17 protein-coding genes are annotated in these 21,982 nt (G+C 41.9%); 3 read left to right on the top strand and 14 right to left on the bottom strand.

What is annotated here, in order from left to right:
- Positions 1-51: 51 nt before the first annotated feature.
- Genes BUC20_RS19295 through BUC20_RS19260 form a run of 9 tightly spaced genes read right to left on the bottom strand, consistent with a single transcriptional unit; the run spans position 52 to position 10,181 of the window.
- Positions 52-843 (bottom strand): hypothetical protein, encoded by a 792-nt coding sequence (locus BUC20_RS19295; protein WP_073232657.1) that lies wholly within the window; start codon positions 841-843, stop codon positions 52-54.
- A 2-nt stretch (positions 844-845) separates the two neighbouring features.
- Complete coding sequence (locus BUC20_RS19290) at positions 846-1,529, bottom strand: hypothetical protein (protein WP_143166846.1); 684 nt, start codon at positions 1,527-1,529, stop codon at positions 846-848.
- A 7-nt stretch (positions 1,530-1,536) separates the two neighbouring features.
- On the bottom strand, positions 1,537-4,245 hold the full coding sequence (locus BUC20_RS19285) for a hypothetical protein (RefSeq protein WP_073232655.1): 2,709 nt from the start codon (positions 4,243-4,245) through the stop codon (positions 1,537-1,539).
- A gap of 2 nt (positions 4,246-4,247) precedes the next feature.
- Positions 4,248-4,733: a DUF4280 domain-containing protein gene (locus BUC20_RS19280; protein ID WP_073232654.1), complete on the bottom strand. Its 486-nt coding sequence runs from the start codon at positions 4,731-4,733 to the stop codon at positions 4,248-4,250.
- A 33-nt stretch (positions 4,734-4,766) separates the two neighbouring features.
- The gene (locus tag BUC20_RS19275) at positions 4,767-5,705 is read right to left on the bottom strand and encodes a hypothetical protein (RefSeq protein WP_073232653.1); all 939 of its coding nucleotides are present in this window, start codon (positions 5,703-5,705) and stop codon (positions 4,767-4,769) included.
- A gap of 11 nt (positions 5,706-5,716) precedes the next feature.
- The gene (locus tag BUC20_RS19270; protein ID WP_073232652.1) at positions 5,717-7,126 is read right to left on the bottom strand and encodes a phospholipase effector Tle1 domain-containing protein; all 1,410 of its coding nucleotides are present in this window, start codon (positions 7,124-7,126) and stop codon (positions 5,717-5,719) included.
- 1 nt (position 7,127) lies between these two features.
- On the bottom strand, positions 7,128-8,171 hold the full coding sequence (locus tag BUC20_RS19265; RefSeq protein WP_073232651.1) for a DUF2931 family protein: 1,044 nt from the start codon (positions 8,169-8,171) through the stop codon (positions 7,128-7,130).
- Positions 8,171-8,341 carry a hypothetical protein gene (locus tag BUC20_RS33940; RefSeq protein ID WP_159441132.1) on the bottom strand — a complete coding sequence of 57 codons (171 nt, stop codon included), beginning with the start codon at positions 8,339-8,341 and terminating at the stop codon, positions 8,171-8,173. The genes BUC20_RS19265 and BUC20_RS33940 overlap by 1 nt, the downstream gene beginning before the upstream one ends.
- A 1-nt stretch (position 8,342) precedes the next feature.
- Positions 8,343-10,181, bottom strand: a complete 1,839-nt coding sequence (locus BUC20_RS19260; protein ID WP_073232650.1) for a type VI secretion system Vgr family protein — start codon at positions 10,179-10,181, stop codon at positions 8,343-8,345.
- A gap of 1,044 nt (positions 10,182-11,225) precedes the next feature.
- Between BUC20_RS19260 and BUC20_RS19250 the strand changes: the two genes are divergently transcribed.
- The 3 genes from BUC20_RS19250 (at position 11,226) to BUC20_RS19240 (ending at position 12,925) form a co-directional block, all read left to right on the top strand.
- The gene (locus BUC20_RS19250; protein ID WP_073232648.1) at positions 11,226-12,044 is read left to right on the top strand and encodes a class I SAM-dependent methyltransferase; all 819 of its coding nucleotides are present in this window, start codon (positions 11,226-11,228) and stop codon (positions 12,042-12,044) included.
- A 73-nt stretch (positions 12,045-12,117) separates the two neighbouring features.
- Positions 12,118-12,453: an ArsR/SmtB family transcription factor gene (locus BUC20_RS19245; RefSeq protein WP_073232647.1), complete on the top strand. Its 336-nt coding sequence runs from the start codon at positions 12,118-12,120 to the stop codon at positions 12,451-12,453.
- Entirely contained in the window at positions 12,440-12,925 is a 486-nt protein-coding gene (locus tag BUC20_RS19240) for an SRPBCC family protein (protein WP_073232646.1), read from the top strand. Before BUC20_RS19245 ends, BUC20_RS19240 begins: the two co-directional genes overlap by 14 nt.
- A gap of 163 nt (positions 12,926-13,088) precedes the next feature.
- On the opposite strand, the gene BUC20_RS19235 is transcribed toward BUC20_RS19240, so the two are convergent.
- From BUC20_RS19235 to BUC20_RS19215, 5 genes are read right to left on the bottom strand one after another with little or no spacing between them, the layout of a single operon-like run.
- Complete coding sequence (locus BUC20_RS19235) at positions 13,089-15,302, bottom strand: IPT/TIG domain-containing protein (RefSeq protein ID WP_084529050.1); 2,214 nt, start codon at positions 15,300-15,302, stop codon at positions 13,089-13,091.
- Between the two features lie 3 nt (positions 15,303-15,305).
- Positions 15,306-18,560 carry a TonB-dependent receptor gene (locus tag BUC20_RS19230; RefSeq protein WP_073232644.1) on the bottom strand — a complete coding sequence of 1,085 codons (3,255 nt, stop codon included), beginning with the start codon at positions 18,558-18,560 and terminating at the stop codon, positions 15,306-15,308.
- A 21-nt stretch (positions 18,561-18,581) separates the two neighbouring features.
- The gene (locus tag BUC20_RS19225; RefSeq protein ID WP_073232751.1) at positions 18,582-19,574 is read right to left on the bottom strand and encodes a fasciclin domain-containing protein; all 993 of its coding nucleotides are present in this window, start codon (positions 19,572-19,574) and stop codon (positions 18,582-18,584) included.
- A gap of 36 nt (positions 19,575-19,610) precedes the next feature.
- Entirely contained in the window at positions 19,611-20,846 is a 1,236-nt protein-coding gene (locus BUC20_RS19220) for a fasciclin domain-containing protein (protein ID WP_084529048.1), read from the bottom strand.
- 20 nt (positions 20,847-20,866) lie between these two features.
- Complete coding sequence (locus tag BUC20_RS19215) at positions 20,867-21,952, bottom strand: fasciclin domain-containing protein (protein ID WP_159441131.1); 1,086 nt, start codon at positions 21,950-21,952, stop codon at positions 20,867-20,869.
- Between the last annotated feature and the right edge of the window lie 30 nt (positions 21,953-21,982).

Genomic DNA, 21,982 nt, shown 5'->3' with positions numbered 1-21,982 from the left:
AGGTACAAAACACGGTTGCAACTTACCTGCAATAAAAGTTAAAAAACCACCTTACCTCACTAAACTTAGCTTACCACCCTTTTTCTTCCGTCTGAATAGGGCAAGCTCCAGAACGCTATTCTCTTCTTTGTCTGTTGAATAAAAATGGAAACCACAAGGTTTTCCAGGAAGAGCTACTCCGACCACTTTTCCTGAAACATAGAATTCCGGTCGGTAGCTATGGAACGGATCTCTTAAGATTTGCCCTTTAAAGTTAGGAATCAATCGCGCTTCCTGCCTTTGCTGCCCTTCCTTGCCGATATAAAAAGAGGTACACATTTCCTGAAATCTTGGTCCACTCAGTTCTTTATACCTGCTTAGATCTTTTGATTTAAAAACCTGATAAAGCTCATCATAAAAGGACTCAATTTCTTTCATTAAAACGTCTTTATCATCATCGATCAGAGAAACAGACTCTGCCCAACCTTCCAGCATATAAGGAACCTCTGCATCAAAATGGCCTGCAATTACATGTACCTGACTATCATCTTTTACGGAAAAATCAACTGTTGGAATCTCTGCTAACAGCTGACGTGGAACGGGATTATCAAATGCATCTCTCACATATACCTTCAGATCCAATGTAGCTCTTTTACTGATAAATTCATCACCGGAATATGGATGAGCTTTCAAGGAGTACCTTTGTCTTCCTGAGGACATAATATTTGGATTAACAGGCCAATCCACGGCCATGCCACCCGGATCGCTACTGATAAAACAAGGCATGTCATTCACCTGTAATTCTACAGGACAGCCCTGAGTTTTAACTTCAATTTCGTAAATAGGATTTTTATAGTTGTGCATAATTATTCTTTACAGGTATTGTCCAAACAAACCGAATTGCCATAAATAAATTGATTGATCGGGAATTTTTTAAAATCAGTTTTCTTATCAACCACAGTCAGCCCCATTGTATATTCGCCATCAGCAGGCTTTGTCGACATGGTCACACTGATGATCTTATCCGGGCTCTCCCACTGATAAGCTTTAGCATCAGCAAAGTCCCTTCTTTTATCTGGCTTAAGGTTAACCTTATACTTTTTATATTTCTTATCAATCAGTTCAATCTGTTTGCTAAAATCTCCATCCTTCTTTGAAGCAAAAAAAGAAAATGCTTTAAATTGGTTCTTTTTATCTACGAAGAAAAACACCATGCGATGATTTAGCGATTTATCCAAAAAGTAGGTATTTACCTTAGCCCTATCCGCCTTGCTTACTTTATATTCGAAAGCCAGGGTATCCCTAATGACTTCTTCCTTCTTTACTTTGTCGTAAAAAGCGTCTTTATGAGGTAACTTAATATAGTTTACTTTAGAAAATAAAGCATTTACATCCTCTTTAAAAGTAAGCTGATCCAGATCAAAATCACCCGTCCCCTCTCCAAGATGCTGAGGGTTTTTCGGGGTCTGAGACTGGCAACTTTGGAAAACCAGCAAATTTAAAACGGCCAGCAAGACCACAAGATGATGTTTCATTGATAGATTTTTCATTAAAAAATTATTTTTCATTGATGTATTCTTTTTCAGATTTATACAACTCTTTCTCTTTGAAAAGCTCAAACTGCTTAACGTGGCTCGGCTTGTAAGTAACTTTCGAAATGACAAACTCCTGAACAGTCAGTGTCATTAGTGCGGGTTTCCATATGGCCGACGACTGTTTGAATTGTTTACCAAGGGTTCTGTCAAAACCAACTTCTTCCGTAAAAATAATCTTTGAACCCACAGCTCCCTCCACCATCCATTTCTCCTTACTCTCCATCACCGTAGCCCCTGAAATGTTGACATGTGGAACCATTACCACCTCATTACTTTTACAACCCGCCTTAATGGTAATCACCACCTCCACTTCAACCTTCTGAACACCTTTCGGATCAAATCCATCAATTTTATTGTAAGACAGGCTTAAATTAGCTTTTACTGCAGTACCAATCTCGAAAGTAATGTAAACATCGGATTTCGTTAAATATTCCACCACATCAATAATCCATTCCAGAATCTTCCCCACCAAACCAAACTTACCAATTAACGGGATCAGGTCTACTGCAATCGTTAAGCCAATCAACGGATCAGCACGAAGTCCTCCGGTAAAAACCGGAACTACCTCTTTCGTGCTTGCCATCCCGTACTTCCATCCCAAAGCAAAACCCATGTTCGGAGGATCGATGTTAAAATCGATATTTAAAACTTTCTTTGAAACCGCAGCACTCTCTCCTACCCCATTTTCAGGGTTTAAATCCTGTAAATTTTCGTAAACCATATTAAAAGCATAAATCGCCCTATCTACAGTTTTCTTCACATTCTCAAGCGACAGGGAATGTTCATTGCCATTTTCCACACAGACCCCCTTCAAAGCCCAACCTACGGTCTCCGTCTTTGTCGCATCGACTTGTAACTCATCTCTCAGGTATTTAAATCCAAATCCCTGGTGATAGGCATTCATCCTGTCCCTTTGATACCTGACTTTCCCGGAATAAGCTGAGCCCTTAGTAATCATAAATGCAATTTCCCATTCAATGTTAGGGAAGACCCTTACTTTGGCAATCTGATTGGGATAACGACAAGTACTTATAGGAAGGTAGTAAGTCTGTACTTTATCATCGGTAAGCAAGAAATAATTGAAAAGCCACAACAAGTTTCTTGCCGTATTGAGCACTGGATTCCTATCATCCTGAGTGCTTTCTGCAAATGTCTTATTGTACATATAGCCCAGCATCAGCACCGTCTCATCCTTTCCTTTAAACTTATAATCTCTGCCCAATTCCCATTTCTGGGTATCTTTAACACTCTGGGAAGGATCTTTATTCGGATCAATTACTACATCCAGATCATCCTTCTGACCAGGATCAGCAACAGTAATATAGGTCCCATTTGCTTCTCTCAAGGCAGAGTTTACGGTCCCCAGTTGAAACACATTCTTCTGATCGGAGTGTTTTTCCCCATCATTCAGAAGCAGACCCTGGCAAGCATCCGGTTCTGTGGAGAGTCCCCCTAATTTTATGGAAATCTCCTTTTTTTCATCACCCGCAATAATATCAAATGGTTTTGCGGTCTCATCTATACGATCAGGAGGTAAGTTCTCATCAAAAATAACCGTCTCGGTATCCTCACATTTTAGGGTAATCGTTGTGAAACAACAAGGATCGAATTGCTTCCTTGTATATCTGATATCACCAATATATTGAATCTGGTTTTTCTTTTCCCTTTCCACCCTATCCATATATTTATCCATCAATTCCTCTGAAACCATAAAGCGGCTTGAAGTAGATTTTGAATTATCCAAATCTTCAATTTTCAATAAGGTTTTATCATATTGATACAAATCAGTTGTAGGCTCGGTTTTAAAATTCCGATAGGCAACACGCTCCATTTTCTCCGGATCATCTTTGCCATCTTTACCAAGTTTCTTTTTGTAAATTTCCACAGCAACCGTAAAATCCTTTTTCTGTGTCTGTCCTTGTTTCCAATCTATATCGATGATGAAACTAAAACTGAACGTACAATTGAAATTCCCATTGCCAGCAGCCCCCTTGCCGAAGTAGCTATACTTTCCGGTTCTGCTGATGATCAGACTCTTCGCCTCTTTCCATAGGTTTTTCGATTCAAAATCACGGGTTGTTGTCAGACCAGTTGCCTGTTGTTCATCCAGCAGATAAATTTTTGTCAGATAAGTGTTGTGGTCGTCCAGGTTATAGCCATGATACAAAAGCAACAGCTTGATTGTTTCCCCATAATGCCTTACCTTTTCACTATCGTTAAAGTAAGCAAAGTTAATGCTTGGTTTTGCGATAGGAACTACATAAAAGTAGAAGCCAGATCCCGGGGTGTAACTAAAAAGTTCTACCCTTTGCGCATAACCATAATAATAAGTGCTGTCCACAGGCGCAATCTTAAAACTACTTCCTGTTTTATATCTTGTCCCGATACCCCATTTATTTACCGCCTCTGACCCCGTACCTACATTCCCCCACAAAAGGGAAGTCCCGGTCTCCATCTTTTCTACCTCACTAAAAAGACCATGATAGATCATTGCCCAACGGGCTCCTGAAACACTGGTCTTTTTGTTCACTGTCCCCTCTTCCATGCAGGTTTCATCCACATAGAATTCTATTTTATCATTGGCATCCACATAATATATCCTGCCTTTTTCAACCAGATAAGGCTGTCCATCATTCGTCTTAAAATAACAATGTTTTATTCCTCTTGGCATAACTATTCAGCGTTTAAAAATTGGTATGGATCTTTCTTATTCAGCTCCTTCATATTCACCATAGGGTTCACCTGAGATTGCGTTGCTTCATCTGCATTGTCTACATTTTGCTGAGAAGGCTGTCCTTTCTGACCGGTTTTCACAAAAGAGATACACGGCGAACCACTAATGGTACAAATCCCTTTGCTATCTTCCAAAAGTACTTTTCCCTCATTGATCAGAACCATGTCAGGGTATTGTTTAGTCCATTGGGTAAGTGCCGGAATACAAGGCAGGTAACCTCCGGGTGTGGGCTGCAGCTTACACCTGTCAAAGGTGTTCTTTTCAAAGGTCATTCCGATATCCTTATCTGAAGCGATCAGCTTCTCACTTCCCTCTTTATCGTTAACATAATGCTTTTTCTGGGTAAGCACCTTTAATTTATCAGTTTGAAAACCAAACTGACATTGGCAGGTGGCTCCCTGTACTACAATTTCCTTCTGCGACATACGGTTCAAATATTTAGCACTACCAGGTTTAGATTATCCCAGCATGCGTTCCCAAAATCCTTTTTTTGCTGATGACACCTTTGGTTCATCTGCTCTCTCTACACCGTTCTCTTCTTTATTTATTTTATTTTCAGTTGCAATTTCATAAGCTGAAAACTGAACCCGGTTAGACCTGCTGATATGCTCCCCATCTTGCTGCTCAATCCCCCAATTGATCACCGCATATTTCAACAAACCACCGTTCTGATCTAAATCAAACTTTGCCTCCAGTTTCATTTTTGCCTTTCCATTACCCCTTCCCTCATACGGAGTTCCGGCAGGTATTTCCGCTTCTCCTGTAAAGCCAACTTTGTAAGTTCCAAGTGAAGAGTAACCATCTGATAAAGATTGTTTTCCCTTAAATCTGATCAGCTGATAAGGCAAAACCGGAAATTCAAATACCATTTCTTTACTCAGGTTCTGTTCATAACGAAAATACTGAGGATGAAAAAATGTCTGCCAGAACATATCATTGGCCAGTGCATGCAATAGTTCATGCTTATTTCCTATTTTTTCCGACATCTTTTCAATAAACAACTCTACAAGATCTCCCTCATATTTATCATTCATTTTCAGGACTGTTTCCTCCCACCTCTTCAGGATATCCTCATGGTTTGCGATCCCCCGGAACACCTCATTTTTGCTATTCACATCCACTTTAACAGGAAATAAAGCCTTCATTGCCAAATGTGCCAGTTGTTCACTCACCAAATCAGGCTCATGCTGGTTGATAAACAATTCATCTTTATCGAAGCTCAGTTGCCAGGTATTGTCCAGGTTCTTATACTGCTGTACAAACAAATGAATCTGATAATCCAGCCGTTTGACTACCTCCGAACTTAAATCATCAAAGTACTTAATACTGATCCCATAACTCCGGCCAATTTTAGGCTGAGGGCGGAAAGCAATGACATTGTCAAACAATATATCCATACGACGAACGATTAATAATAAATCCGTTTTCCATCTGAATTTGGATCCATACCTATTCCTTCCCTGCGGGCAGACCAATGCAGGTATTTATTCCTTAGAATTCTCAGATCTTCCTGTGCTGTTCTTTCTTTTTGATATTCTGAATACCGTTGTTCAGGTATTTTTGCTCCTTTATATTTTTTATCCAGATCTACCAGCGATTTGAAAGTATAAGGAACCCCGTTACCCATCACATATTCTGTCATGTATTTTTTTACCCTAACCAGCAAAGCGTCATCATCAATAGAGTATTTCTGTGCTGTGGCTGCAACATCCACTTCTGCTTTATTCTTCTTAGCCAGCTCCGCCATAAATTGAAGCGGGATATAAGAGAACTCCTTTTTAAGATTCCTCGTTCCTTTTAATGCCCAGTAAGCAAAACCTCCCGTCACCTCCAGCTCATGCTCTTTATACCAGCATTGCTCGATTAACCGTTCCTTAAACGGGTCCAGCGAGCTCTTCAAAAACCAGGAAGTTTCCAATTCTTTTTTCACCTCCTGACCGGAATCATAACTCCCTCCAATATCACTATGCACCCCGGGAAAAGACCTTTCCTTTCCAAAGTCCACCCTGGTGAGAGAAAAGTTCTCCCGATGCTCATTCTCTGCCGTAAAATGCACCAATGCCTGTGCTTTTCTGATGTCATTGAGGTGAAGCTCGTCCACATCATCAAAGTTCGGTGTAGGGCTGATGTATTTTGAATAAGAAGATACCGTATCGAAAATACCTAGAAAGCGGATCATGATCTGATTAGGCTTAATATTAATTCCGGATTGAGACAACTTCAGTCCCAAATGCCCACATGCAGGCAAAATGTCCAGCTGAGTGATGTCATCGAAAGCATCCGTTTTGGTCACATCTTCTGTTTTCGGATGAGGGATCAGATTTGGTTTATATTCTGATTTAGTAATTTCATAAACAAAATTCCTTGCCGCCGCAGCTCCCCGGCTAAAACCGAACACATCGAAAGTAATGTAACGCAGTTTGGCCTTTTTGTTCTTCCTGATTGCTGGTCCTATCACCTCGGATGCAAGTCTTTCACAACCTATTTTCACTTTCCCTCTTACTCCTGTAGGCCCTGATCCGAAAGCGTATCCAATTGTACTGTCTTCTTTTCGGTCCTCTGTCCCGATTCCTTCAATGTAAAGCCTTGTGGCTTTATCATAACCATCCCAAAGCCGCGCCACATTAGACCAGTCGTTGTAATAACTACTTTCATCATCATCAGCTCCATACTTCTGAAAGTTTGTGGTATTCCCTATTCTTTCATTGGTATTCGCCATGCTGTTCTTTGTTCCGTCGAAAAATATTCCGATGGTAATATCTATATATTCCGTCTTATCCTCTACGGGAGTATAAGCACCCAATTGAACACTTGTCATATCAATCCAAATTTTCAGTAATGTCTACTTTTCCTTTTCTAAGCGGGATCTCTTCCTTATTGTTTTTCAGAGAAACAACTGCATTGGTATTGCTGCTGTTGATTTTGATCACCAGATCAATATTACCTGTATTTCCAAGTTTTTTAAAAGCCGCAAGCACTTCATCTTCATCAAAAGGCTCTATTCCCAAACCATTTTTCTTACCCGTTTTATCTTTCCAGATCAGGGTGATGTATTTTGGGGTGGCTCTGGATTGATAAGGGTTACTAACCAGCTCTTCTCCAAAACGGGTTTCTTCTTCTCCATTTAAATAGCTGTAAAAAAAAAGACTTGCTTTTCCACCGTCCGGCAAATGAATTTCCGGACGCCATTGATAACGTTCCCTATAAACAGCATAAATATCCGGATCAGGATATCCCTTTTGTGCTATTCTTGCCTTTATTTCCGGTTTCATAATCCTTTCATTATTCAGCACACCTTCCACAAAGCCAGGCTTAAACATATACTTTGCATTGTCATAGGCCATATCTGCAGTAATAGTAGTATCATGAGCCAGAAAAGCCCCTACTTCTGTCTGAAATCCGGAACCAGTTAACCATACCATCACCCGTCCTTTGGGTGCCAAACCAACTTTAACCATGGTATAAGTCTCCTTTTTTTGATTCATATCATTCACATACCCTTCCCTGAACAGTCTGGCAATTTTCTCCTTGTCCAGTTTCCAGCTACCGGTATAAAACTTTTTCTCTGTAAGGGAGAGCCAGGTAAACTTCAGCGAATCCGGGGCAGCCATTTGCTGCGTGGAAACGCTCATTACCCCTCCGTTCACCCCCCATCCTGTATTCTGCGTTCCCCAGATCATATCAAAACCATAGGTAAAATCTTCTGCAATCAGCGCTCCTTTATATACCTCCATTGGGTATTCTTCCGGTGCAGACACCGTACCCAGCCAATTAAATTTCTCTTCCATTTTTTGTCCTTTACAACCTGCTACCGCCATCATCAGGAAAGCAAGTAAGAAGTATTTGTGTTTTTTAAAGACCATTATTTATTTCCGCTTGATACGATTTTCTTTATACTCCCTAAAGTCAGGTTTCCGGAGGTTGCTTCTACATTCATCTGATGTACAATCTTTTCCATTTTTTTCACAACGAACAGCTCATACTTCTGCAATACTTCGATATTTATATTCTTCGCTTGTTTGGTAATTGCCATACTAGAATAAGTTTGATTTTTCTGCACTGTTGAGTTCCACAATCTTGCCACTCTGCATCGTCATGTTCTCTTTAGAACTAAACATGCTCACTTCAGCAGCAACCTCATTTGAAATCTGCGCCTGGCGCTTAAAATCTTTGGTCGCCAGCTCTGTTCTGTTATTTGAAGTTTCGGAAACATCCCCAAGGGCAGTTAAGGAATAGTTATTCCCTGCATTAGTAGCAATATCACGTCCCACATTAACAGATTGGTTTTTCCCCACCTGAACAGTCATATCCTCCTGAACATTGATCTGCATATTCTTACAATTCAGGCTCATGTTTTCCAATGCCGTAATGGTGATGTTATTACCCTTCGTATCAATATGAATGATATTGCTATGAATGTCGGTGATTTTAATCCCCTGAGTATTGGGATCGTCATCAAATTCCACCAAATGGCCACTTCTGGTGGTCAGGCTTTTTAAATGGTTTTTTATTTGGGGACTACTGTCTACATTACTGCTGTTATACACACTTCCGATCACTACCGGACGTGCGATATTCCCTTCCTCGAAGGCGATCATCACCTGATCCCCTTTTTCAGGAATGGCAAAAAAGCCACGGTTTGAACCTCTGTCGCCCGTACCTGCATTTGGGCTCACCACCCTTAGCCATTCGGTTGGATCATTGGTTTCGCAATGCCATTTAAATTTAACTTTTATACGTCCCTGGTTCTGTGGATCATGATTATCCAGCACATCTGCAAGTTGCATATCCGCAAGAGGTTTTGCATAATCCTTTACCAGGATACGTTCTGTACTGGAAACCAGGCCTACAAAGGTATTGCGGTATTTACCGGTTCCATCTATGGTATGCTGAACTTCTGTGATCAGGAATTTACCAAGGCTTTCTGTTACAAAGTCCAACCCCTGTTTCATGCTCGTGGTAATCTCTGCTATAGAACCAATAGACAACTGCGCATTGTCGCCACCACCAGTCACTTTTAACAGTTCGCTGATATTGGCTTTCTCTTCATTTTCTACATGATTTTTAATGTCATTGTTGGTATCTACGCGTATAGAAGAATGTTGATTATACGTTTTACTGTACATTGCATTAGAAGCGTTCACCGCATGGGTAAGGTCTGGTGTCCCATTGGTACTGCCTGTGCTTTCGCTTTGCAGGATTTCATTTACCTGGGGATTATAAGCAAAACGCTTATTTTTTATCGGTGCAACTTCCATCGCATATTGCAGATTCAGTACATCACGGCCGTAGAAAAGGTCTACTTCTTCCTGTTTATCCGGTCTGCCAAAATTCAGCTGCTGACCATCATAATAAAACCACTCATGGTATTCGCCCGATAACCGGTTTAGAAAATTGAAATCACTTTCACGATACTGAATCACATAATCAAGCGGGGTCCTTCTGCTGGCATTGACCACCAGTTTCAGATCATTCTGTGGCGTATCCTGAGTCGCCAGTTTTACAATTTCATTCAGGTCTTTGTCCAGATATGAACCCAGATCAGCACCCCGGTCTATTAATATCGTAGGACTGTACCCACTCACAATCAGCACTCCATGATAACCATGGCTTTGTGCCAGCTCTACTTTAGTTACCAGTCCGGCAAACTGCTGCATCTTATTTTCATAAAATCCAAAAGAAGCGGTAAGGGTTTTACCAACAAAATCCCTGCTGTCATTTAAATTAACCAATCCGGGTAGGCCCATTTGATCGTGGTTAAACTTCAGCTCGAAATAATGATGGGCATTAAATTTTTGTTGCAGGCTAAAAGAGGCGAAATGAAGAATTTGTTTGTCTTCAATGTTGATCTCGGTGATGAGTTTCTTTTCCATAGTCGGTTTATCTCTATTCTTATTTAAACATTCTGTCTTGGGGGCTTATACATGCAATTACGCACCTCCCAACAGAACAGATATATGTTTGTTTAATATTTGGTACATCTTATTACCTAAAAACAGGTCTGCAAGCAATTCACATCTCCAGCCAGCATCAGCTGATCCGGATAGCTCCTGTTTTCAAATAAATTTATTAAATAATGTTATTGTAGAACCCTCATTTACCCCAAAATGGTCCTTTTAATGCGTTTGGAAATAGTAAAACAAAAAAAAATAAAGAATTTAGATGTTTTAGCTCGCATTATAGGGATAATAGCCTGGTCTCTTTTAACGCAGAGTTACTCCAAAGATAATGCCAAAGGACAGGTTTTGTTCTTAAACGAATAATGTTAATTCTTTGATTCAGACTTCTGAAACCCAAATATTTCCAGATCAAGGCGCTGAGCAAGGGAAGCAAGGGGCAATTCCCGGGAACCAGGCAGGTGATATAAAAGTTTCCAGTCCCCTGCACGAGACCTAAAAACCTCATAAATACAATCATTCTCCTCAATTTTAAATAAATCTACCCCTTCCATCAACTGATGAACGTGATAAACTTTCCTATTTTCCTTTATATAAAACTTTTTCATCAAACTCCTACCTGATAGAAAACAATTATTAACCTAATTAACAGCAATCCAAAATCATCGTAGCTCAACTATATTGAAAGTTTATTAATAATTACTACGCAAATGTAAATATAAGCGGTCAATTGTAAACCTACAATTAAAATTGAAGATTTTAAATCCCTTTATTACTTGGAGATCTGTCTGTTAATAAAAAACTGCGCCGGGCTATGAGTTGTTCCATCTTCTGTCCTTTAAAAAGCATAACGGCCTTTTTAAGAAACACTGCTGCTATCTTTGAAAAGATGATATATTTGTGCTATTAAAATCGCTTTATAAATAATCCATTCTGATAGTGGTACCCTTTACCGCTATTCCAGCTATCATCTCTAAATGATGGCCCTTAAATCACTATGTATTTTTTTATAAAGCAAATATGATCGAAATATCAATACAGGATTTCTATACCCAAAGTTCAGAAGAAACCAGACTTCAAAGCGGATTAGGACCATTCGAATTTTTAAGAAACAAAGAACTGATCAACAGACACCTTCCTCCAATTCCGGCAGTTATCGCCGATATTGGAGGAGGAACAGGCCATTATGCCAGTTGGCTTGCAGGGCTGGGACATCAGGTCATCCTCATAGATCCGGTAGAAAAACATATACAACAAGCGCTTAAAAGAGCACAAAAATCGAAAAGAAGCTTCCATTGTATACAGGCGGAAGCCCGGAAACTACCTATTGAATCCAATTCAGTGGATATCGTGATCCTTCATGGCCCCTTGTATCATTTACAGGAACAACAGGAGCGCATCGCTGCGATTAAAGAGGCCGGACGGATTTTAAAGATCGGGGGAACAGTGATTGCCTTTGCCATTACCCATGCCGCTTTTACCCTGGCAGCCCTGCAAAATGGAATGATTCATCAGCCAGAAGTATTTTACATGTGTCAGCAACAACTCAGCAGCGGTAATCATCACCCTCCTGCTGAATTTCCCGGAATGCTGGCACAGGCCTATTTTCACAAACCGGCGGAACTTACTATGGAATTTGAGATGGCAGGATTTAAATCATGCGGCATCACAGCGGTAGAAGGGATTGCATGGCTGGACTCAAAATTCTTTGAGGGCTGGGCCATACCCGATAAAAGGGAACGCCTGTTAAAACTCACTGCTTTGATCGAATCAGATCCGGATTTACTTTCCCTGAGCCCCCATATCATGATCGTTGCGGAGATAGATCAGGATATATAGCTCTTAAATTATTTCCACAAAAATTTGCGCAACTAAATGATTGCATTTATATTTGCAACCATATAGTTGCACAATGAAAACAAGAAGAGACGTATTTCAAGCCATCGCAGATCCAACCCGAAGAGAAATCATTGAAAGGATTGCTCAGGGAGCGATGAATCTGAATGCCATAGCAGAGACCTTTAACAGCAGTCGGCAGGCCATTTCCAAACACATACAGATCCTTACAGAATGTGGCCTGGTAGTGATCACACAAAGAGGAAGGGAACGCTACTGCGAAGTCCAGCTTGGCAAACTCAATGAAGTATCCGACTGGGTAGAACAGTCCAGAAAACAATGGATTAACAAGTTTGAAAAACTGGATAATTACTTAAACGAAATCAAAACCAAAGACCATGGAACAAAATAAGAAAGAAAAAGAATTGCTCATCAGCCATCTTTTCAATGCTTCACCGGAAATGGTATTCAAAGCATGGACAGATCCGGAGCAATTGAAACATTGGTATGCCCCAGATGGCTGTACCATTGAATTTAAATCCATTACTGTAAAAGAAGGAGGCAGTTTTCATTCCTGTATTCATGACCCGGTTCATGGAGAATGCTGGATTATGGGCACTTACCAGGAAGTTGTTGCTCCGGAAAGGCTGGTCTTTTCTATGATCCTAACAAATGAAGCAGGACATACGCTGCGTTCTGTAGAAGCAGGAAAAGCAGAAGACTGGCCGGAAGAGATCCTGACTACTGTTACCTTTAAACCAATTGGAAATCAAACCTCAGTTTCTGTACACCAAACCGTTGCTGAAGCCACCGCCAAACAAAGTGGAGCTTACCAGAGCTGGATCAAGATGTTCAATAAATTAGACGCAATTTTCAACGTTTAAAACTAAGACAAAGTCTCCTCTTTTTCTTCTTTTCACACCGGACGCTTTATCTCCGGCATCACCTTGTAAAATTCTATAAAGGGCAAGTGCATTTTACATCAGACACAAAAAAACCGGGCTGGCTTTCGCCAGACCCGGTACAAGGAAAACTTAACGTATCAATTTATTTAAGAAAAATCTTTCTTACTGCATTGTTGCTGTTGTCAATAAAATAGATATTTCCTTCTTTATCTACGATCACATCACCGATATTACCCGCTGAAGCTTCCGAAAAGCTGCCATCTATTGCCTGTCCGCTTTTGAATTTGACAATCGTACTGACTTCTTTAGTTTGCAAATTCGCCTTCCTGATTGCAACATTCCCCGCATCTGCAATGATGAGGTCACCGTTACCATCAGCAATCATACCATTGATGCTGGCAAAAGCTGCGGCCTGACCAATACCATCTGCATAGCCATAATTTGCGCCAATAACACGATAGAGGTTATTATTGGTCGTTAAATTAAACGCATCAATGAAATAACCCTCATTGTTTAACTTGTAAATCATATTGTCGATGATCACCGGCCGGGAATTGTCAGACATTCCATTGGTGTTAATCGAGGTCCTCAAACCTTCAGGATTGATTCTCCAGGCTCCGTTAAAGGACCCAAGGACATACAGTATCCCACGACTGTCAAATGCCAGTTTATTGATATTTCCAAGGCCTATTGCAAAATTACTGACCTCTCCCTGAGGGCTAACCTTTCTGACACTCAGGTTACCGTCACTAATGTAGAGGTTGTCATTTGCATCGATATCCATCCCCGGATTTGCACCGAAATTAAATAAGGCTTCAGTTCCTTTTCCATTCTTGTTTCCCCGCTCGCCGGTAGGGCTTCCGGCAAATAAAGTAACCACTCCCTGAGGACTGATTTTCTTGATCCTGCTCTTTTCTACTTCCAATACAAAAACGTTTCCATGACGGTCTATCGCCAGACTGCCTGACCGGTAAGCCGAAATATCCAGGTCTTTATTTCCCAGTCCTCCTGCAATAGTCACCACTCCTGCCCTACTGAAGAGAGTCGGTGCGATGGCCTCAGCACCATTATTTATCACCTTTAGAGGACCTGTACTTAAACCCACAGGAGCCTTAACTACAATTTCAGTTTCCGTAGCACTGATTATTGTTGCAGATACCCCATTAAAAGTCACCATGTTCTGAGCTGCAATGGCATTAAACCCTGTACCTGTAATGGTCACTTTAGTTCCTGCAAGGCCATTTTCAGGACTCAGTTTATTGATTCCCAGCGACTGGTCCTTAAACTCAGGTCCCTGCACCACCTGATCATTCACACTTAACACCACTCTTCCATTTCCGGTATTTCCGGGAAGCGTTAAAGTCAATTTTCCTGCTGTAGCAGTAGTTACCGGAATGAGTTTTCCGTTAATGCTCACTTTATTCTCTTCCGGAACAGTACTGAAAGTAGTTCCGACAATGGTCATGACCGAACCTCCGGGACCGCTCAGGGGAGAAACGGTCTCGATCACTGGTGGGGGAACAACGGTGAATATGGGTCCGGCTACTTTTTGCTTATTGATCGTTACCGATAATGGTCCTGTTCCTACTTCTGCAGGAGCAATCACCAATAGCGATGTTGCACTGGCTTCTTTCACCAATGCGGGGATACCATTAAAATCTACATAATTCCCTTCCGCGAGCTCTTCAAAACCCTCTCCGGTAACCCTCACCTGAGTCCCTTTACCTCCGGTTAACGGACTGATACCTGCGATCGCCTGATACTTAAATATCTGTCCTGTAGCTTCCTTTCCGTCTACCTTTACTTTTACAGGTCCGGTTCCTACTTTAGCAGGAACTTCCACCACCAAAAGCGTATCTGAAGCGCTTACCACAATACTTGCTTTTCCATTAATCAATACTTCTGCCGGACCTTTTAAGCTGCTGAACCCTGCTCCTGAAATCCGGATATGTGCTCCGGCAGCACCGTTGGCAGGACTAATCCGCTGCACACTTAACTCCTGATAAGTATAACGGCCAATATTCAAAGTCTCACCGTTTACTTTCATGACAATCTCACCTGTACTTCCTTTTTGTGGCGCCCTTAACACGATCTCCGTTGCAGTTGCACTCAGCACATCTGCAGGGGTACCTGAGAATGTAGCCGAAACATCCGAGGGGTTACTACTGAATCCAGTGCCTTCTACTGTAACCAATGTCCCCTGGTTTCCACTGTTCGGATAATAATCCGTCACTTTTAAAGGCTCCCTGATGATCTCGGTCTTGTCCTTTTTACAGGCAGACAGCATCAGCAGCAGCAGGCCGAAACCGAACACTCCTTTTTTCATTATATTCTTTACATGTAACTTCATCTTCATTGCTTAAAAAGTATATCTTAAACCAAATTGCACCTGACTTCTTGAACCATAATAATCCACACTATAGGGCTTACCAGGTGCGTTAAACTGGTACAAAGGATATCCACCCGGATTTTGCTGGGGTGGAAATAACTCCTGAGTTAATCCAACACTGGAAGTAGAGTTGAAAGTATTGGGTGAGAAATATTGTATGCCCCAGTTTTTGCTGATCAGGTTGGTCAGGTTCATCACATCTGCAGTCAGGGTGATGAATCTTTTTTTATCTCCTGTGACATACAAATCATGAGAAAGATGCAGGTCGGCCTGCAGGTTCCATGGTGTCCTCCCTTTATTTCTTTCTGTCAACTGTCCTCTTCTGCTGCTCAGGTAATCGTCTCCATCGATATATGCATTAAAAGCATCGGCTTGCTGTTGGGCAGTATGGAGCATCCCACCGGTATTCCTATCCCCAAAATAACGGAGACTCTCTTCTCTGGTCGGAATATAAGCCAGACTCACCTGTTGTGGTAAGCCCTGGATACTGTTGTTTACAATACCGTAAGTGAATGGGCTGCCGGATTGCGCACTGAAGAATAAGGAAATATTCGTTCTTCCTGCTTTATTCCATATTTTATTGTAACTGATGGTACTCACAATGCGATGTCTGATGTCGAAATTGCTATTGGCCAATACCGGATTGTTAGGTACCAAAGACTGATTCAATTGCCAGTTCGATTCCATAGAGTTACGCACACCGTTCGACAAATCTTTAGACTGTCCGTAAGTATAGGCAACCGAAGCCTGCAACACCTCAGCAATATTTTTGCTGATGCTACCAGTCAGACTGTATCGGTATCCTTTGCTCGTATTGCTCAACAGATAAGTATTGGAAAAGCGTTGATCTACTGTTCCGCTGTAAACCGGTTGCTGCTGTGCTTTATCATATCCATAATAAGTAGGATTATCCTGCACATTCAATTGCTGAAAAAGCACATCTTTGATATTTTTGGTATAGATCGCTTCCAGTCCGAATTTCCACTGACCAGGAGTTGTATAATCTATCCCTAAGCTTGTTCTTAGTACCTGAGGCATCACAAATCCATTGTCTATAAGGTCAACCTGGGTTTTTCCACTATTGGGATTATTGATCACTGCACCATTCTCCTGAATAAAATCTGCGATTCCATTTGGTCCTCCTTTTAAAGGATTGCTACCTGGTACAAAAGGTTTCTGATCTGCTTTCTGATCGAAACCACCAAAGCTATCCCCTGTATTGTAAAAAGCATAAGCTAACCATGCCATTGGGATCCTACCCGTAAACAAACCTGCGCCACCTCTCAAAATCAAACTCTGATCGCCCATCCAGTCGTACCTGAATCCTACTCTTGGAGAGAGCTGTACCTTATTCAGGAAGTCATTGGTAATCCTTTTTAATGGGGTATAGGTATACGTACGTCCAAAAAAAGGATCGTCAAGAGCCGTACGTGTTTTATCACTTAACTGTGGCTTTTCCGGCAGGTGTGCCATATCAGCCCTAAGCCCCGGAATCACCTTTAGCTTATCCGAAACACGGATTTCATCCTGAAAATACAGACTATACAGATTTACATTAAATTTTGCCGCCGGATGATTCAGAAGCTCGTTTCTGTTGTTGTTATGGTAACCATATGCTCCGCGTACCCGATATGGATTGTTGCTCAGGTAATCGTCGATGCTCAGGTAGTCTACCCTTCCGTTCCATGCGTTCACAAAACCATAACTAATGTTATAAAACTCGTTGTGGGTACCCAGGGTGAGGGTATGTTTGCCCAGGTTCCAGTTCAGGTTGGCGGTCAGTTCGAGTGTTCTTTGCTTCATGTCAAAGATACTGGCCTCACGGTCTGTTCCTAAATAGATGGTTGTACCTGGAGTACGTCCGGCGATCTGTACCTGTGGCAGGCTCGGATCACCCATGGGATCTCTGGAATCGTTGACCATCGTATAACCAGCCAGCAAATTCCCTGAGAAGTTATTACTGAATCTGCTTTTTAATTCAGCCACAGTAGAACTTTGGTTATTTTTCTGCAAAAAGGCCATGCTGCTGAACCTGAAATCCTGCTGATCACGGTCCATATGAGTGGCTTCAGAAACGATGGTATTGTTCCTGATCGCCAGTTGATGCTTATCGTTGATGTTCCAGTCCAGGCGGTTAAAGAACTTACGTGATTTTGAATACGTGTTAAATTCGCCTGCAGTACCTGCATTAAGGAAATTAGCTGCACTAATCGCCTTTGCATCATCTCCCGTCATGATATGAGCCGTTTCTGCTCTTCCTGCCAACAATTGTAAAGGATCTCTACGACGAGTAAACTCCTCATTGGTAAAGAAGAAAAGTTTATTTTTGATGATGGGGAATCCAACACGAAAACCTGCCTGATAATCATAAAAATCACTGTTCATTTTACCTAGTGTCCCCACCTTGTCGTTGCCGGTCAGGGCAGCGTTACGGCCAAAACCATATACAGATCCGTTAATGGTGTTTGTCCCACTTCTGGTCACTGCATTAACCGAACCACCGGTAAAGTTGCCTATTTTCACATCGTAAGGGGCCAGATATACCTGCATGTCTTCGATCGCATCAAGGGATACCGGATTAGTTCGGGTAGAGCTTCCTGCCATACCTGAAGTTCCTGATTGCCCGCCTAAAGATGGACTGAAACCAATTGCATCGTTATTGATTGCACCATCGATCGTGACGTTATTGTAACGGAAGTTTGTTCCACCAAAACTATTGTCCTTACTCGCTTGCGGCACCTGACGGGTAATATCGGTTAGACTTCTGGAAACTGTAGGCATATTCCTCACCTGATCGGCGCTGATATTTTTCCCTGTTCCATAAGTACTGGCCTGCGCTCCTCTCTTGGTCGCTTTAATCACCACTTCTCCCAATTGCTGGGTTTGATCGCTCAGTGCAAAATTTAACAATATCGCAGCACCAAGACGAATCGTAATCCCCTCTTTTTTATCCGTTCTCATGCTGATCATAGCCGCCTCTACGGAATAAGGCCCTCCAATGCGAAGGTTGGGTAAATAATATCTCCCCTTTCCATCGGCCGAGGTGGCATATTTGGTCCCTGAAGGTTGATGAATGGCAATCACCGAAGCACCAGGCAAAGGTTGTCCGCCGGCATCATAAACTGTCCCGTTCAGGGTACCACTGGTCTCCTGCGCGATTGCCGCAAAAGGCAGCATCAACATCAGGAGTACACTTATTTTTTTGAGTATCTTATTTAAAATCATCTCTGAAATCTTATTTTTTAATTACTGGGTGATTTTCAACATGCCTGTAATGGTATGAAGCACGCCATTTCCTGTAAGTACGTCCTGTTTCTTTAAGGTGATGAAGGCGGTATTCCCTGTTCCTTTCAGGCGGATTCCGGTAAAACCACCCGGAACATTCGGGTTTGGAATCAGCTCTATCTGAATGGAATTCCCGTCGATCATCGTTTGATCACTTTTTGCCGTTACGCCTGTACTGAGGATATAATCATGTACAAACCGACGGTCTGTAATGATATGGTAGCGCATCAAGGCCGCAAGCTTTGCCGGATCAGATGCGTTGATGGCCTCCAGACTCGATAATCCATAAGCCGTCATCGCCGCATTTTCAGGAGCGAATACAGTAAAGGGACCTTTGCTGTTCAGAACTTCCATCAATCCTGCTCTTTGAATGGCCTGATAAAATAAACTCAGGTCTCTGTCGGATGCAATCGCTTCTGTTACCAGTTCATGTGTATAAGGTTCCAGCATTTGATCTACTACCTGAATGAGTCCATTGGAAGCCCTGATATTTTGCGACAAGACTTTAGAGCCATTAATGGTCAGCACGGTATCCGGTCCCTTTACCCAACGGGTAACAAATAGTTTCCCACCGTTTGCGGAACGGATTTCCTGATTAAACAGGAAGGGTAGTTTATTCAGTTCATAAGTTCCGTTTAGCACGTGGTAGTTCATAATTGCAGAAACCCGCGAAGGCTCTGCGCTAAGAATTGCTACCGGATTTGCAAAACCAGCTTTGAGAAAAGCATCATCCGAAGGAGCGATTACCGTAAAAGGCCCTGTTTCCTGCATCTTTGCTTTTAATCCGCTACGGTTAAGCCCTGTACTGAATACAGATAAGTTAAAATTATCTGCAACTACAGCGCTGATTTTATTGCTGTCTTTTCCTGAAGAAGATTTCTCTTCTTTTTTGCAGCTGAACAAGCTCATACTTAAAGCGAGTACAGGCAACAGGATATATTTTAAATTATTCATTGCGTTCATGTTAAATCATTCGTGTATATCCGGGAATTACAATTTGAAATCCTTGGGCAGTAACAATCGGTCTACGACATGCACTGGTCCCATAATCGTATTGATATCCGATTCGATGACACTTGCAGCGGGATAATCTGATCCTTTCACTTTTACTTTAATGACCCCGCCTTCGTTATTGAAATCCAATGGCATTTTGTAGGCAGGAAATGGGGTTGGGAAACCTCCAAGTACCAGCGTATAATCCCCCAATACGGTATTATTTAAATCATTGGAGTAGAAATTAGTAACATTGGCAGTACCCCGGCCTGCGTTTGGTTCATCATGAGAAAAGAAGGTCCCCCATCTGTGGTACCCCACTAAAGTATCGGTTACCAATCCACCTTTTACGGCATAGGTATCCCAATCGACATAAGGCAAGGGATTCCGGTTATTCAATTCCATCATTTCATCTACAGTATTGTAGCCTGCCTTACGAAAAGCATCATCCGTGATGGCAAAGATGGAATGAAAAGTAATGTTAAAATCTCCCATCTCACTCACCTTCAAACCCGCTGTAAAATCATGCTGAAAATTTCCGTAAGTCAGTTCTGCAAACAAAGCGTCTGTACGGGCAGTCAGGTCGAGGTACATTCCGAAACGGCCATCCTCCTGCAGCACCTGCAAAATCGTCTTTGTTGGCTTATGTAAAACACGGCTGACAGGCAAAATCACTCCATTTTTCGCCAGAACAGCAGCGCCGGCCCCTGCTTTTTTACCGTTCACAAAAAGCTCATTACCACTCACTTTCAGGTATTGAAGGTAAAAATAAGGAGCAGCTAAAGCTGAGCCTGAAAAGGGTGCTTTTACCCTTAGAAACGGATTCTGCAGCAGGGATTTCCCAGGATAATTATCTGCCCTCCCTTTCTCATCTTCAGGATTGAATGTTCCGGTTAGCGTATGGTAAAGCAAGATACTATCCAATAAAGCCGGTTCAATGCTGTTGATTTTCTCCATGGTTAGCCCATCAGCAATAAAAGCATCATTTGTAGGCACAAGCATCGTATAGCTTGCCCGTTCTCCTTTTTCTTTTATGATCTTATCCATATTACTCCGCTCCCAGGCGGCTTTGAATATGGTATAAGGAGAAGTATTCAGCACATCTTTCAGGCTGGCCGTCATTTCCGGATGTGGAACCGGTTGCCCCTCCACTTCGGGCATAAACTCTTTTTTTCTACAGGATGCCAGTGTAAAAAACACCAGGCAAAAAGTAAGTATATGAATTGATTTCATCTGTTTTGTCTTTAATTTTATCAATTTTTTAAGGCTTGTCCGGGTAACAACAACACCCCTTTTACTTCGTGCAGCACCCCGTTATCAAACAGGTGATCTGATGAGGCCGGAACTTTGGCTCCTGCATTTCCATAGATGACATTGGGATAGGAAGGTGCAGTTCTCAGGCTTATAGTTCCAGTGATCGCTTTTGTAAAAAAGTTTTTCGTTGTAGACACATATGAAAACCAGGTATCATTATCAATCTTTTTGGCCAGAAACTCCTGACCATTATTGACTCTGAACACCTCAAAATCTGAAAGAAAGAAATGGCTCTTAGGCAGAATATAACTGCCAAACAAACGTGTCCCATGATATAACTGTGCATCCATTTCGGCAATTGAAGCTTCGGTAATCCCTTTTGCTTTCAAACCATCATTATCCGGGGCAAATACCGTGAATGGTCCGGCTGTGGCCAACTGATCCCAGAATCCGAATTTCTTTAAACCTGCTACAAAAATGCTGTACTTCGGACGGGCAGATAACCAGGCCTGAATGGTCATCGCAGGCGTATATTTCATCACCTTATTGAGCATATGCAAAGTTCCGTTTGCCAGTGTCACATCCTTACGTGTTACCGGAGAGCCATTGAAATAAAGGTCATTAGCAGCGAAAGCAGCATTTCCAGGAGCATACCCCGCCTTAGAAGTGTACACCTCTGTTCCTGCCAGAGTTGCATAACGTACATCCACGCCATTGTGCGGCACATCACTAAATAGCAGCCGTCTGCTCAGAATGTGTCTTTCCACAAGACTCTTAAGACTATCCTGATTCATTTTATTAAAATCTGAAGGACGGTTGATGCCCAGTTCCCGGAAGGCAGCATCATTAGGTACTAATAAGGTAAAAGGTCCGTTTTCTCTCAATTTCTCTGTCAGTCCGACCTTTTCCACTGCGGCGTAAAAAAGGGTCATGTCATAATTGTTCTTTATAAAATCTGTCGCCAGCCTGAAATTTTCATTTTCCTTTTCAATTTCCAGATCATTGTGCTTGCAGGACTGGAGCACCAGCAGCAAGAATACGGGGATCAGGAGTAATGACTGTGTTATTGATTTTCTAGTGTTCATTAGCATATTTTTAGAATCTGATCTGCATTG

This window comes from Pedobacter caeni, assembly GCF_900129215.1.
GTDB lineage: Bacteria > Bacteroidota > Bacteroidia > Sphingobacteriales > Sphingobacteriaceae > Pedobacter > Pedobacter caeni.
Note: the sequence above shows the minus strand (reverse complement) of the source record. Positions and strands in the feature narration are given on the sequence as shown.